Here is a 12,777-nt window from a genome sequence, read left to right as displayed (position 1 = left end):
CGCAAAGGCCGACGCCAGGGACGATCAGGCCAGGCAGGCACCCACGCCAGCCCCAGCGTTTTTCGGATTTCGTCGCTCGTGTATTCGGCGGTGGGCTGGGCGATTTCGCTGAGGAATTCGCCAAGGACGTCATGGGGCGTGGTTGCCCTCAGTCCTCGTTCCTGGCGTTGCTGCGCCGTTCCTGCCGCTCACGCCGGCGCTTCACCATCCACCAACCCGCACCGCCAAGACCGAACACGGCAAAGGCCCCGCGCGCGACAGTCGCGAAGGCCGCTTCCAGCGCGCCCACGGTAACGCCCCAGAAAAGCTGGGACATGATCGCCATGAAGGTGTTCATCCTCGCGGGGTCTCCCAAAGAGGTGGGGCGGGCCAGTCTGAGGTCGGAATAGGGCGGCAGCAAGGCCCCAAAAGCTTAGGGCGAGCCCGCCTTGCGACGGACCCGCCCCTCGGTGTCTCCCAGTAGGGAGCCCGTCAATATCGTGGAAGATGCAAGATTACTTGTCTTCAGGTGCCACTGTAATGCGCACGGTCTCGCCCGAGTTCCCGGGAAAATCGGTAAACATCGCTTCGACGAGATTGGGGACCAGATATTGCAGGCTGTTCGAGGTCGAGAGGGCCTGGGCCTTGCCTTCGAAGAGGCGTTGGCCATCGGCGGCACGGTCGATCTTCACTTCGATGCCGCTGGTGAACACGGTGTACGAGTTCATGCCGCCATCGAAGTAGGGATCGTAGAAGCCATAGCGCCACGGACCGCCGTAAAAGCCCCCGAAGCGGCCGTAGCCACCGAAGCGGCCATAGCCGTACCAGGGGTCGTAATAGGGCGACATGCGCGAGCGCACGCGTTCACGGCCGGTGTCGATGCCATAGTCGAAGCGCACGATCATGTCCGCGGTCGCAGGATCGCGCGTGGGCGTGTAGCCAAGCTCGGCCATCTGCTTGGCGACAAGCCCTGCGTACTGCGCGAATTCGAGGCCGCCTTCGAGCTTCTCGTCGTCGGCCACGACCGCGAACGTCTGTCCTGCCGGGGCGGGCAGCTGCGACTGGAAGCGCGAGACGTCCGCCTTGAAAGGCGTCGCGCAGGCGCTCACCGCCACGAGCATGAGCGCGGCCAGCGCCATGCGCAGGTGCGCGGCGAGCGGGGTGCGTCCCGGTTGGCCGTAATTCTGGGTCATCCTATTCACTCCACTGGCCTCTGTCTGGGCAATCGGCAGGGTTGAATTCCCGGCCCCGCGGGAGGGGGCGAACCGATGAGGCTCTTCACGATATTGCCGTTCCGGGTCTGAATAGCGGTTGAATGGCGCCGGGCTTGCGGTGAACTGCAAACGCGTGAATCGGGCAGACCTGCGCGATTTTCCATTTTCCGCACGTCGAACAGGGGTTAGGCAACGCCCTGTGATATAGGCACTTTGCACGGAGAAAGCGAGTCCGGTTCATGCGTATTCTCTCGGTCAACTGCGGTACGGTGGCGCGCTTTCGCGCAGCCGATGAACACAGCGCCATCGCCAAGCGGGCCGTGGAAGGGCCTGTGAAGGTCGGCTGGCTGGGCCTGGAAGGCGACCGGCAGGCCGACCTTTCGGTCCACGGCGGACCGGAAAAGGCGATCCACCACTACCCCCACGATCACTACGCCCACTGGCGCGAGGTGCTCGGCGGGCATCCGCTGCTCGAAGGCGAAGGGGCCTTCGGGGAGAACATCTCGACCCAGGGCTTGCGCGAGGAGGAGGTCTGCATCGGGGATTGCTTCCGCATGGGCAGCGCGCTCGTCGAAGTCGCGCAAGGGCGCCAGCCCTGCTGGAAGCTCGACCACCGCTTCGATGGCGCCAGGGTGATGGCCGGTGTCGTGGCGACGCGGCGCTCGGGCTGGTACTACCGGGTCCTGGAAGAGGGCGAGGTCGCGGCTGGCGATGCGCTGGAGCTTGTCGAGAGGCCCTATCCGGCCTGGAGCGTGGCCCGCGTCTTCGGCCTGCTCATTGCCGGGGACCACAAGAAAGATCGTGCGGGGCTTGAAGCACTGGGCGAGGTGACGCCGCTGGCCGAGGCCTGGGCGAAGCGCCGTGCGAAGCTGCTCGGGTGAGCGCGATGCGATGGTGGAGCGGGCTGGTGCTGGGCGCTGCGCTTGCGCTTGTGCCGCTTGCCGACGCCGCGCAGGCCGCGAGCGAAGCGCCAGGAGCGGCTCCGGCGTGGGATCTGCGCGCGGGGCAGGCCCTGGCTCTCCTTGATGCGCGCTGGTGGCGTGAGAACCTGGGGCCGGAAGGCGATTGGGAGCGTGCAGGCGGCTGGCAGCGCTTCGTGCTGGCGGACGTGCTCATGGCCTATCGCGCGCGCACCGGCGATACCCGCTGGGACACGCGCATCCACGCGGCGCTGCGCAACCACAGCCGCCTTGCGCTCAATGATGATGCGCTCTGGGCGGTGATCGCCAGTGTCGATGGCTGGCAGATGGAGCGCGACCCGGCGCTGCTCGACTACGCCGCGCGTACCTTCGCGGAACTGGTCCGGAGCCATTGGGACGGGACCTGCGGTGGGGGCATGTGGTGGAACCCGCGCCACACCTACAAGAACGCGATCACCAACGAGCTTCTGCTGACCGCCGCGACACGGCTCTACCGGGCAACGGGCCAGGAGGAGTACCGCGCCTGGGCGCTGCGCACCTGGGGCTGGCTCGGGGCCTCGGGCATGATCGGCGCGGACGGGCTGGTGAACGATGGGCTCGTGATCGATGCGAAGACCGGGATCTGCCGCAACAACGGCCAGCCGCGCTGGACCTACAACCAGGGCGTGCTGCTCTCGGGTCTCTCGGACCTGACCGAAATGACGGGCGCGCCGATCTACCGGGCCCGCGCGGTGGCAACCGCCCGCAGCGCCCTTGCCACCCTGGCCCATCCCGATGGCACCCTGCGTGAGCCCGTCCCGGAAATCGGCGCTGATGGCCTGGCCTTCAAGGGCATCTTCGCCTTCCACCTCGCCTACCTGATGGATGCCCTGCCCGAGGGGCCTGACAAGCAGGCCCTGCGCGAGGCGGCACGCCGCAATGCAGAGGCGATCTGGCGGATCAGTTCACAGGGGGAAGAGCCCATCGATTCCGACTGGATCGGGGGCAAGGGGCAATATGGTGCGGCCGCGCAGATGTCCGGCGCGGCGATGCTGCTGGCGGGGGGCGTTAAGCGTCTGGGGAGACAAACAGGGAGGGGACAAGGCCGATGGTATCGCCCCCTCCCGTGTGTCTCACTCAGCCGCGGACGAGGCCCAGCGCGTCGTAGGCCGCGTGCAGCGTAGGCAGCGCGAGCGTGCGCGCCTTTTCAGCGCCCTTGGCGAGGATCGCGTCGAGCGCGGTGTAGTCCTTGCGCAGTTCGTTGAAGCGCTCGTTGATGGGGGCAAGCTTCTCCACCAGCACTTCGCCGAGCGCGGGCTTGAACTTGCCGAAGCCTTCACCCCCGAAATCGGCGAGGATCTGCTCCACGCTCTGCCCGGTCATGGCCGAGTAGATCCCGATGAGGTTGTTGGCCTCTGCACGGCCTTCCAGGCCCGCCTTTTCGCTGGGGAGCGGTTCGGCGTCGCTCTTGGCCTTCTTGACCTTCTTCATGATCGTGTTGGCATCGTCGGTGAGGTTGATGCGCGCCATGTCGGAGGGGTCGGACTTGCTCATCTTGGCCGAACCGTCGCGCAGGGACATGATCCGCGCAGCCTCGGGCGGGATGATCGGGTCGGCAGGGTGAAGACCGGCGTCTCCTCGCTCGCGAAGTCGTTGTTGAACTTCTGCGCGATATCGCGGGCCAGTTCCAGATGCTGCTTCTGGTCCTCGCCCACGGGAACGTGGGTTGCCTGGTAGAGCAGCACGTCGGCGGCCTGGAGCACCGGGTAGGTGAACAGCGCGACCGAAGCGCCTTCGCGGTTCTTGCCCGACTTGTCCTTGAACTGGGTCATGCGGCTGAGCCAGCCCATGCGCGCCGTGCCGTTGAGCAGCCACTGCAGTTCGGCGTGCTGGGGCACCTGGGTTTGGTTGAACAGGATCGAACGCTCGGGGTCGATCCCGCAGGCGACGAGCGCGGCGGTCATTTCGCGGGTGTTGGCCGAAAGCGCCTTGGGATCGTGCGGCATCGAGATCGCATGCAGGTCGGCCAGGAAGTAGAGGCTCTGCCCCCCCTCGGCGGCCACGTCGTCCTGCATCTTCACCCAGTTCTTGATGGCGCCCAGGTAGTTGCCAAGGTGAAGGTTGCCCGTGGGCTGGATGCCGGAGACGATACGCATGGTTTTTCGTGCCTGTGGTTAGTCCGTAGGAGTGACCGGTTCGGTTTTGGCGGCCGGTCGGCGCCGCCGTAGCTGGGCAAGGAGGTCCTTGTCGAGTGCGCCGACAAGATAGGCGGTCACGAAAAAGACGATCATGCCCGAGACGCACAGGGCAGCGAGCGACCAGACCTTCTCGAAGACGTTGCCGTCATAGCGGCTTGCCATGAGCGGCATCAGCGCCCAGAGCGCCGCGCCCATCACCGCGCTGGCCACGATCTGGCGCGCGATGCGCGAGCCGAGCCGGGCGGTGAAGTGGAACCAGCCGCGCAGCTGCAGGATGATGTAGAGCGTCGCCACGTTGAGCGTGGAGGTAAAGGCGGTGGCAGCGGCCAGGCCGACGATGCCGAAACGCGGGACGACCGCGATGTTGACGGCGATGTTCACGATCAGCGTCCCGGCCGCGATCCACACCGGGGTGCGGGTGTCCTCGCGGCTGAAGAAGGCGGGCTGGAAGACCTTGACCAGAACGTAGGAGGGCAGGCCGCAGACGAGGGCCACGACGATGGCGGCCATCGTGTCGCCATGGGCCTGGGTCATCTTGCCGCCCACGAAGAAGGCGGTGACGAAGGCGGGCGCGCAGATGGCAAGAGCGACGGCGGCGGGCAGGGTGAGCAGGCACGCGATCTCGACCGCGTTGGCCTGGAGGCGCTGCGCGCCGGCATCGTCGTGCGACTGGATGTGACGCGCCAGCATCGGCAGGATCGCGGTGCCCAGCGCAATGCCCACGATGCCCAGCGGCATCTGGTTCAGGCGGTCTGCGTACTTCAGCAGCGTGAGCGAGCCCTGTTCAAGCGAGGTCGCGAAGAACGTGTCGACGAACTGGCTGATCTGGTAGACGCCCGCACCGAAGGTGGCCGGCAGGATCAGCATGCCCAGCTTGCGCACGTCCTTGGTGAAGCGCGGGGCCCGGACCTGAAGCTTCACCCCCGCCTTGCGCGTGGCCCAGGCCATGTAGACCAGCTGCGCGACGCCCGACGCGCTGACCGCAATGGCTACGCACCAGGCGATGATCTGGTCCGAACCGCTCGCCTTGCCGAGAAAATAGCCGGTGACGATGCCGGTGATGAGGACCACGTTGAGGAGCACTGGCACGAAGGCGCCGGGCGCGAATTTCGAATGGGCGTTGAGCACGCCCGAGAGCATCGCGACGAGGCTGACAAGGCCAAGATAGGGAAAGGTCGTGCGGCTGAGCGCGACGGCCAGCTCGAACTTGCCGGGCACCTCCTGGTACTCGCCCGCCAGCAGCCAGACGATTGCGGGCATCGCGATCATGGCAATCGCGGAAAAGCCGAGCAGGACCCACACGAAGACCGAAAGGACGTCACTGGCAAAGCGGTTGGCCGCGTCTTCACCGCCGCCCTCGGACGGGTCCGCAGCCAGCGTGCGCGTGTACATCGGCACGAAGGCGACCGAGAAGGCGCCCTCGGCGAAGAGCCGCCGGAAGGTGTTGGGAAGGACGAAGGCAAGCTGGAAGGCGTCGGCGGCAAGCCCTGCGCCCAGTACGCGGGCGAGGAGGATATCGCGGGCAAAGCCGAAGATGCGGCTCAGCAGTGTGAGCCCGCCGATGGTGCCGACGTTGCGGACAAGACTCATGGCCTCAGATGCCCTCTTTTGCACGCCGGTGCCAGGATAACCCCGTTGTCGGACCGGCCGGCCTCCATCACGGGGGAACGTCGGGGGAGGGTTGGTCCTCTCCCCCGACAGATCAGGTCTGCGTAAGGTCTACGCAGCTTGGGCGCCTGCGATCAGGCGTTGCCCATCGGCGGATCGCCGGCGGTCGCGCCCTGCTGCTGCTGCGCCTGGAGCTGCTGGATGTAGAGGCCGTTGAAGTCGATCGGCTCGAGCATAAGCGGCTGGAAACCGGCGTCACGCACGGCATCGGCCACGACGCGGCGCGCGAAGGGGAAGAGGATGCGCGGAGCTTCGGCGAAGAGGAAGGCATGAGCCTGGCCATCGTCGAGGCCGCGCATGCCCACCAGCGCGCAGTAGCTGAGGTCGACGACGAAGGCCGTGCCCGCTTCGCACTTCGACGCGCAGGTGATCTTCAGTTCGACTTCGTGGACTTCGCCTTCGATGGCTTTGGCCGCGATGTTGAACTGCACGTCGATCGCGGGCGTGTCCTGCCACTGGAACGACTGGGGCGCATTGGGATTCTCGACCGAGAGGTCCTTGATGTACTGCGAGATGATCCCGGCGCTGGGGCCTGCATCGCCCCCGTTGCCGAGGTTGAGATCGGAGATGACGTTGCCTTCATCGGCCATGGTGGTGATTTCCCGCTTTAATCCATTGATCGTCCGGCTGCCTCGGGCGATAGGGCGCCGCAAGGAAGCGATTCTCGCGCGCTAGAGCATTTTTGCGCTTCGTGGAACACCCCAGTTGCGGGCCCGTTGTGCGGTTAGACGGCCGCAGGTGCATTCTCGCCCCGGGTTTCGCCCGCTATGTCGAAAAAATGCCCCGATCCGGCCACACACGCGTTGTTCATTTGTCAATGCTACCTACATGGGGTTATGTTACGAAGATTACGGTCCCGACAAACGCAGGCGCAAAGTACCTGGTAGCGGGGCCGAAGGAAGGAATGGGTACACGAACGTGACACCGGAAATCGTCATCCTGGCCATGATCGCAGCGTTTCTCGGCCTGCGGCTCTATTCCGTGCTGGGCCGCCGAGCCGAGCATGAGGAAGAGCCCATTGCCGGACGCTTCGAAGGGCAGCAGGGGCAGCCCGGTGCGACGCGGCCCCAGGCGCCTCGCCGCCCCGAACTCCGCCCGGACGACCAGCCCCAGAGGGCTGGGCAGGACCCGCGCATCCAGCAGGTGCCGGTAACCTCGCCCACGGCCGAGCGTGGTCTCGCTGCCATTGCCGCTGCCGACCGTCGTTTCGACGCGCTGGCCTTCATCGAGGGTGCTCGCGGCGCCTATCGTCTCGTGCTGGAATCGTTCTGGAAGGGCGACAAGGCCGAACTGCGCGCCCTGTGTGACGCGCCCGTCTACGAGAGCTTCGAGAGCGCCATCGATGCGCGGATCGAAGCGGGCGAAACGCTCGACAACCGCCTCGTGCGGATCGAGGACGTCAAGATCGTGGCGGCAGGTGTGGAAGACGGCACGGCGCGCATCACGCTGCGCTTCCGCTCGGACATCGCCGCCGTCACCCGCGACGCGCAAGGCAATGTCGTGGCCGGTTCGCTCGACGATGCGATCGAGGCCGTCGATGTCTGGACCTTCACCCGGCAAGTGCGTTCGAGCGATCCCGACTGGATCCTTGAGGAAACCGACGCCGGTTGATCTTTCCCGCGCAAATGCGCAGGTAACGGGCAGGAAGCGCTGCAACGCTTCGCTGCCCGTTTCGTTTTTTCGGTCCTGCGAAGCCGGGCCCCATGTGAATTTTTCTGGAGTGCTTGTCCCGTGGTCCGAGATTGCCTGTCAGCGTCCCTGTTCGAGCGCTGCCTCGCCTCTTCGCGTGCCTCGGTTGGCCGCATGGCGCTCATGGGCGCGCTTGCCGTGCTGCTGGCCTCTTGCGCGGGACGTATGGAGGCTCCGGGCTCCGTGACCGCCCCGGCGCCGACCAATGCCTTGGCGGCGGGCGTGCGTCCGGGCCCTGCCTTCGCCTCGCTCCCGGTGGGGGCAATGGATGCGGGCGCGGCGCTGGCCGGTTTCGCCGAAAGCTGCCCCAAACTCCTTGTCCGCGAGGACGTGAGCGGCCTGACCCGCGCCGAGGACTGGCAGTCGGCCTGCGCGGCTTCGGCAACCTGGTCGCAGGGGGATGCCTCCCGCTTCTTTGCCACTTACTTCGAGACTGTCCGCGTGGGCGAAGGTGCTGCCTTCGCGACGGGGTATTACGAGCCCGATATCGCCGGTTCGCGCGACCATATTCCGGGATATGACGTGCCGGTCTACGGCATGCCGGATGACCTCGTGCGTGCGCGGGACGGTGATGCCGAGCGGCTCGACAACGGACGCATGCCGGTCGGGCGCTACGACGAGGGCGGGCACTTCACCCGGTACTACGACCGCGCCGCGATCGAGGACGGCGCGCTGGAGGGCCGAGCCCCGATCATCGCCTGGGCCCGCGATCCGGTCGAGGTTTTCTTCCTCCAGGTCCAGGGCTCGGGCATGCTCCGCGCGCCGGACGGTGAGGTCATGCGCATCGGCTATGCCGGGCAGAACGGCCACGGCTATACCGCCATCGGCAGCCTGATGCGCCAGCGCGGGCTGCTGGGCGATGGGCCGGGGCAGTATGCCGCCTCGATGCAGGGGATCATGCAGTACATTCGCGAGAACCCGCAAGAGGGCGCCGCGCTGATGCGCGAGAACCGCTCCTTCGTGTTCTTCCGTGAGCTGACCGGGGACGGACCCGTGGGCGCGCTGGGCGTGACGGTGCGCGCGCACGCCTCGGTCGCGACCGATCCCAAATTCGTGCCTCTGGGCGCGCCGGTCTTCCTCGACCTTGACCGGCATGAGGCCGATGGCTTGTGGGTTGCCCAGGACACTGGTGGGGCGATCAAGGGGGCCAATCGCTTCGATACGTTCTGGGGCAACGGCGAAGAAGCGCGGGCGACGGCAGGCGACATGACGGGGCGCGGGAACGCGCTGCTCCTGCTTCCCAAGGGCACCTTGGCGCGTCTGGGCGCGCTGTGAGGCGGCCGGGACGCCGCCTGAGCGAGGATGAGGCGCGCCTCTGGGGCGAAGTTGCGCGCACCGTCAAACCGCTTGAGCCTGCCGTGCGGCGCCCGGTCTCCCATGCGCCTGTGCCTGCCGAGAAGGCGAAGCCCGCCCCGCCGGTCATCGCGAAGAAGGTGAAGGGACGCGTTCCGCCTCCGCTGGTGCCCAAGCCCGCTCCGGCGAAGGTGCCCAAGGGCGAGACCCAGTTGCATCTCGACGGCTCCTGGGAACGACGGATTGCCAAGGGTACGCTCGTTCCCGACTTCAGCCTCGACCTTCACGGATCGAACCTGGACTATGCGTATCGGCGGCTCATGGATGGCCTGTCGCAGGGCAAGGCCATGGGCGCGCGGGTGGTGCTGGTTGTCACCGGCAAGCCGCGTCCGGTCGACGCCATGGACCGGGGCGAGAGGCGCGGCGCGATCCGAGCCAAGATCAAGGACTGGCTGATGGTGAGCGAGCACGCGAGCGACATCGTCGCCATTCGCGGTGCGCATCGGCGGCACGGCGGGCAGGGCGCGCTTTACATCGTGCTCAAGCGGCGACGCTGAGGATCTCAGGAAAAGAGAATACAAGGGGTCATCACCCCTTGACCCCGAAACGGGCTACCTTGGCGCTCTCACTCAGCGTGGCACGTGCAAGATGAGGTAGACAGTTTGGGGAGCCCGAGGGCGATGGCCCTCGGAATCAGTCTTCCAGCCTTTTTCTCTGCCATGAAGGAGGAAGGTGCTGAAAGTTCTTCGTTTTTCTGGGAAGTGCCCGCAGCTTGCGCGTCGGCAAGAAGCGGGCAATGAAAAAGCCGCGTCCTCTTGGGCGCGGCTTTTGAATGGATCAGCTGAAACGGGCACTCAGTTCGGAGGCTACTTCCTCGTTTCTTGCCAGCGCGAAAGTAAGTGGGCCTTTACGGCGCAGGGACTGGCAAATCCAGATGCCCTTGTCTTCGCAGTAGTTGCGCAGATCCTGGAAGTTTTCGTCTAGATAGGTGAAGCGGGAGAATTCTGAAATATTGTTGGTCATGGAGCTTATATACACGCAGAAGCCAAAAATTTCAACCCGCCGCAATCTGAGCACTTTTTCTCGGTTTCCTGCGGATTACAGAGAGGCTGGAGAGGTCGTTCGGTTCCCTGCATTCGCAGGTGCAGCATTCTTGCGGGCTGGCCCCAGTACGCAAAAGGGGCGGGAAAGCGCTTGCGCGCTCCCGCCCCTGTTTACGTCCGCTGGCTGCGGTTGCGCTTATGCGACGGCTTCGGCCGCTTCCTGGGCACCCTGGGCAATTTCAGCCGGAGCCTCGTTGCGGATCAGGAAGTCGAAGGCCGAGAGGGCGGCCTTGGCACCTTCGCCCATCGCGATGATGATCTGCTTGTAAGGCACCGTGGTCGCATCGCCCGCGGCGAAGATGCCGGGGATGTTGGTCGCAGCCTTCTGGTCGATCACGATCTCGCCGCGGTTCGACAGCTCGACGCCGCTGTCCTTGAGCCACTCGGTGTTCGGGACAAGGCCGATCTGCACGAAGATGCCTTCGAGCTCGATGGTCTTCTCCTCGTCGCTCGCACGGTCCTTGTACTTCAGGCCATTGACCTTCGCGCCATCGCCGGTGACTTCAGTGGTCTGGGCATTGGTGAGGATCGTCACGTTCTTCATCGACTTCAGCTTGTCGACCAGGACCTGGTCGGCGCGCAGCTGGGTGTCGAATTCGATGAGGGTGACGCTGCCCACGATATTGGCAAGATCGATCGCCGCCTCGACGCCCGAGTTGCCGCCACCGATGACCGCCACGCGCTTGCCCTTGAAAAGCGGGCCGTCGCAGTGCGGGCAATAGGCCACGCCCTTGGTCTGGTACTCGGCCTCACCGGGCACGCCCAGCTGGCGCCAGCGCGCGCCGGTGGTGAGGATGAGCGAGCGGGCCTTGAGCGAGGCGCCGTTGGTGAACACGACCTCGTGGTAGCCGCCCAGGTCCTTGGACGGGATCAGCTTTTCGGCCCGCAGCAGCGGCATCGTGTCGATGTCGTACTCGGCGATGTGCGCGTCGAGTGCGGCGGCGAGCTTGGGGCCTTCGGTGTAGGGAACCGAGATGAAGTTCTCGATGCCCATGGTGTCCTGGACCTGGCCGCCCATGCGCTCTGCGGCGATGCCGGTCGAGAAACCCTTGCGCGCGGTGTAGATTGCTGCGCCAGCGCCGGCCGGGCCGCCGCCGATGACGAGCGCCTCGAAGGGCTTCTTCTCGGCGAGCTTGGCGGCGGCCTTTTCGCCCGCCTTGGTGTCGAGCTTGGCGAGGATTTCGGCCACGTCCATCTTGCCCGAGCCCCACATGGTGCCATCGAGGAAGACAGCCGGGACGGCCATGACGCCGCGGTCCTCGACCTCGGCCTGGAAGGCACCGCCCTCGATCAGGGTGGCCTTCACGCCCGGGTTGTTGAGCGCCATCAGGGTCAGCGCCTGCACCACGTCGGGGCAGTTGTGGCACGAGAGCGAGAAGTACATCTCGAAGTCGTAGTCGCCCTCAAGCTCGCGGATCTGGGTGAGTACGTCCTCTTCGACCTTGGGCGGATGGCCGCCGGCCCAGAGCAGGGCGAGGACGAGCGAGGTGAACTCGTGGCCGAGCGGAACACCGGCGAAGCGCACAGAGGCTTCCGGGTTCGACGCGCGGCGGATTTCGAAGCTGGGCTTGCGGGCATCATCGCCATCGAAGCTGGCCGAAACCTTGTCGGACAGATCGGAGATGGTCGAGAGCAGCTCGCGGGTTTCCGCCGACTTCGCATCGTCGCCAAGCGAGGCGACGAGCTCGATCGGTTCGCGCAGCATGCCGAGGTACTGGGAGAGCTGTTGCTTCAGATTGGCGTCAAGCATGTCGGGGTCCTTTCGGGGAGAGAAGAAAGAGAATGCGTGAGGGGGAAGAAGGTGGCGGTCCGGGCTCTGCCGCTCCGGCTCCGGGCGCGCACGGGGGCGCATCCGGGGGAGGGAGGTCCCGGGCCGCGCACCGTCCGCACGCGACCCGGATATCGCGGGCGGCGCTCAGGCCGCCCGGCGATACGTTGTCGCGTCGGGCTTAGATCTTGCCGACGAGGTCGAGCGAGGGAGCGAGGGTTTCCGAACCTTCTTCCCACTTGGCCGGGCAGACCTGGCCGGGGTTGTTGCGCACGTACTGCGCCGCCTTGATCTTGCGGACGAGTTCGACGGCGTTACGGCCGACGCCTTCGCAGGTGATTTCCATGATCTGGATGACACCATCGGGATCGACGACGAAGGTGGCGCGGTCGGCAAGGCCGGCTTCACGCAGGACGCCGAACTTGTTCGACAGCTCGTGGTTCTGGTCGCCGAGGAAGGCGAACTTGAGCTTGCCGATCTTCTCCGAGGTGTCGTGCCAGGCCTTGTGGCTGAAGTGCGTGTCGGTCGAAACGCCGAACACTTCCACGCCCATGCCCTGCAGGGTCTCGTACTGGTCGCCGAGGTCTTCGAGCTCGGTCGGGCAGACGAAGGTGAAGTCGGCGGGGTAGAAGAAGAACACGGCCCACTTGCCGGCAATGTCGCCTTCGGAAACGTCGAAGAAGTCCTTGCCCTGCTGGAACGCGGTGTTGGTGAACGGCTGGATCTTGCTGCCGATGATACCCATGAGAAATCTCCCTCGCTTGGGTGTGTTGAACTGACGAGGCTGAGATAGGCGGACCAGGTGACATTTTGTAGCGGGATGATCCGATTGGGTTGATCGATTTACGCGATTACCGAGTGATCGATTTAGCGAATTAGTCGATTATCGGCGGAGGTCTGCGGTTTGTGTTGGCCTGAGCGGGGCAAGAGCGTGGTGGGTGGGCCACGCACTATGCGACGGCGCGT

The 12,777-nt window shown here is 65.6% G+C and carries 12 protein-coding genes and 1 pseudogene; 5 read left to right on the top strand and 8 right to left on the bottom strand.

Going from position 1 to position 12,777, the window contains the following annotated elements; translation table 11 throughout:
* Nucleotides 1-148 precede the first annotated feature (148 nt).
* Nucleotides 149-337 (bottom strand): hypothetical protein, encoded by a 189-nt coding sequence (locus tag MBENS4_RS01480; protein WP_039388245.1) that lies wholly within the window; start codon nucleotides 335-337, stop codon nucleotides 149-151.
* A 157-nt stretch (nucleotides 338-494) separates the two neighbouring features.
* A complete protein-coding gene (locus MBENS4_RS01475; RefSeq protein WP_052322303.1) occupies nucleotides 495-1,118 on the bottom strand; it encodes a DUF4136 domain-containing protein in 624 nt (207 codons plus the stop codon).
* A 314-nt stretch (nucleotides 1,119-1,432) separates the two neighbouring features.
* Between MBENS4_RS01475 and MBENS4_RS01470 the strand changes: the two genes are divergently transcribed.
* Both MBENS4_RS01470 and MBENS4_RS01465 read left to right on the top strand, forming a co-directional pair.
* The gene (locus tag MBENS4_RS01470) at nucleotides 1,433-2,074 is read left to right on the top strand and encodes an MOSC domain-containing protein (RefSeq protein WP_039388243.1); all 642 of its coding nucleotides are present in this window, start codon (nucleotides 1,433-1,435) and stop codon (nucleotides 2,072-2,074) included.
* Nucleotides 2,075-2,079: 5 nt separating this feature from the next.
* Nucleotides 2,080-3,276, top strand: coding sequence for a glycoside hydrolase family 76 protein (locus MBENS4_RS01465; protein WP_084592099.1), 1,197 nt, complete (start codon nucleotides 2,080-2,082; stop codon nucleotides 3,274-3,276).
* Here MBENS4_RS01465 and trpS read toward each other — a convergent pair.
* The 3 genes and pseudogenes from trpS to secB all read right to left on the bottom strand — a co-directional run bounded on the left by trpS (nucleotide 3,230) and on the right by secB (nucleotide 6,548).
* Nucleotides 3,230-4,248 (bottom strand): annotated as a pseudogene (gene trpS / locus MBENS4_RS01460) (tryptophan--tRNA ligase). The gene MBENS4_RS01465 and the pseudogene trpS sit on opposite strands and share 47 nt — an antisense overlap.
* Nucleotides 4,249-4,266: 18 nt before the next feature.
* Nucleotides 4,267-5,880, bottom strand: coding sequence for a murein biosynthesis integral membrane protein MurJ (gene murJ, locus MBENS4_RS01455; protein ID WP_039388242.1), 1,614 nt, complete (start codon nucleotides 5,878-5,880; stop codon nucleotides 4,267-4,269).
* Between the two features lie 152 nt (nucleotides 5,881-6,032).
* Complete coding sequence (gene secB / locus MBENS4_RS01450; RefSeq protein ID WP_039388241.1) at nucleotides 6,033-6,548, bottom strand: protein-export chaperone SecB; 516 nt, start codon at nucleotides 6,546-6,548, stop codon at nucleotides 6,033-6,035.
* A 328-nt stretch (nucleotides 6,549-6,876) separates the two neighbouring features.
* On the opposite strand from secB, the gene MBENS4_RS01445 reads away from it, so the two are divergent.
* From MBENS4_RS01445 to MBENS4_RS01435, 3 genes are all read left to right on the top strand, one after another.
* Entirely contained in the window at nucleotides 6,877-7,569 is a 693-nt protein-coding gene (locus MBENS4_RS01445; protein ID WP_039388240.1) for a Tim44/TimA family putative adaptor protein, read from the top strand.
* A gap of 201 nt (nucleotides 7,570-7,770) precedes the next feature.
* Nucleotides 7,771-8,922: a murein transglycosylase A gene (mltA, locus tag MBENS4_RS01440; RefSeq protein WP_445321512.1), complete on the top strand. Its 1,152-nt coding sequence runs from the start codon at nucleotides 7,771-7,773 to the stop codon at nucleotides 8,920-8,922.
* On the top strand, nucleotides 8,919-9,497 hold the full coding sequence (locus tag MBENS4_RS01435; RefSeq protein WP_039388238.1) for a Smr/MutS family protein: 579 nt from the start codon (nucleotides 8,919-8,921) through the stop codon (nucleotides 9,495-9,497). The genes mltA and MBENS4_RS01435 overlap by 4 nt, the downstream gene beginning before the upstream one ends.
* 280 nt (nucleotides 9,498-9,777) lie before the next feature.
* Here MBENS4_RS01435 and MBENS4_RS01430 read toward each other — a convergent pair whose 3' ends face one another.
* From MBENS4_RS01430 to ahpC, 3 genes are all read right to left on the bottom strand, one after another.
* A complete protein-coding gene (locus MBENS4_RS01430; RefSeq protein ID WP_144400821.1) occupies nucleotides 9,778-9,963 on the bottom strand; it encodes a hypothetical protein in 186 nt (61 codons plus the stop codon).
* Nucleotides 9,964-10,179: 216 nt separating this feature from the next.
* A complete protein-coding gene (ahpF, locus tag MBENS4_RS01425) occupies nucleotides 10,180-11,793 on the bottom strand; it encodes an alkyl hydroperoxide reductase subunit F (protein WP_039388233.1) in 1,614 nt (537 codons plus the stop codon).
* Nucleotides 11,794-11,992: 199 nt separating this feature from the next.
* Entirely contained in the window at nucleotides 11,993-12,556 is a 564-nt protein-coding gene (ahpC, locus tag MBENS4_RS01420; RefSeq protein ID WP_039388232.1) for an alkyl hydroperoxide reductase subunit C, read from the bottom strand.
* Between the last annotated feature and the right edge of the window lie 221 nt (nucleotides 12,557-12,777).

The sequence above is a fragment of the Novosphingobium sp. MBES04 genome, assembly GCF_000813185.1.
In the GTDB taxonomy this organism is placed as follows: Bacteria; Pseudomonadota; Alphaproteobacteria; order Sphingomonadales; family Sphingomonadaceae; genus Novosphingobium; species Novosphingobium decolorationis.
The sequence above is the reverse complement of the archived record's forward strand: the minus strand, read 5'-3'. Positions and strand labels throughout refer to the sequence as shown.

Bases quoted from the DNA above. Each gene is read 5' to 3' on its own strand.
- MBENS4_RS01430 (WP_144400821.1), bottom strand. From the start codon at position 9,963: ATGACCAACAATATTTCAGAATTCTCCCGCTTCACCTATCTAGACGAA.
- mltA (WP_445321512.1), top strand. From the start codon at position 7,771: ATGGGCGCGCTTGCCGTGCTGCTGGCCTCTTGCGCGGGACGTATGGAG.
- MBENS4_RS01465 (WP_084592099.1), top strand. From the start codon at position 2,080: ATGCGATGGTGGAGCGGGCTGGTGCTGGGCGCTGCGCTTGCGCTTGTG.
- MBENS4_RS01475 (WP_052322303.1), bottom strand. From the start codon at position 1,118: ATGGCGCTGGCCGCGCTCATGCTCGTGGCGGTGAGCGCCTGCGCGACG.
- murJ (WP_039388242.1), bottom strand. From the start codon at position 5,880: ATGAGTCTTGTCCGCAACGTCGGCACCATCGGCGGGCTCACACTGCTG.
- ahpF (WP_039388233.1), bottom strand. From the start codon at position 11,793: ATGCTTGACGCCAATCTGAAGCAACAGCTCTCCCAGTACCTCGGCATG.
- MBENS4_RS01470 (WP_039388243.1), top strand. From the start codon at position 1,433: ATGCGTATTCTCTCGGTCAACTGCGGTACGGTGGCGCGCTTTCGCGCA.
- secB (WP_039388241.1), bottom strand. From the start codon at position 6,548: ATGGCCGATGAAGGCAACGTCATCTCCGATCTCAACCTCGGCAACGGG.
- ahpC (WP_039388232.1), bottom strand. From the start codon at position 12,556: ATGGGTATCATCGGCAGCAAGATCCAGCCGTTCACCAACACCGCGTTC.
- MBENS4_RS01480 (WP_039388245.1), bottom strand. From the start codon at position 337: ATGAACACCTTCATGGCGATCATGTCCCAGCTTTTCTGGGGCGTTACC.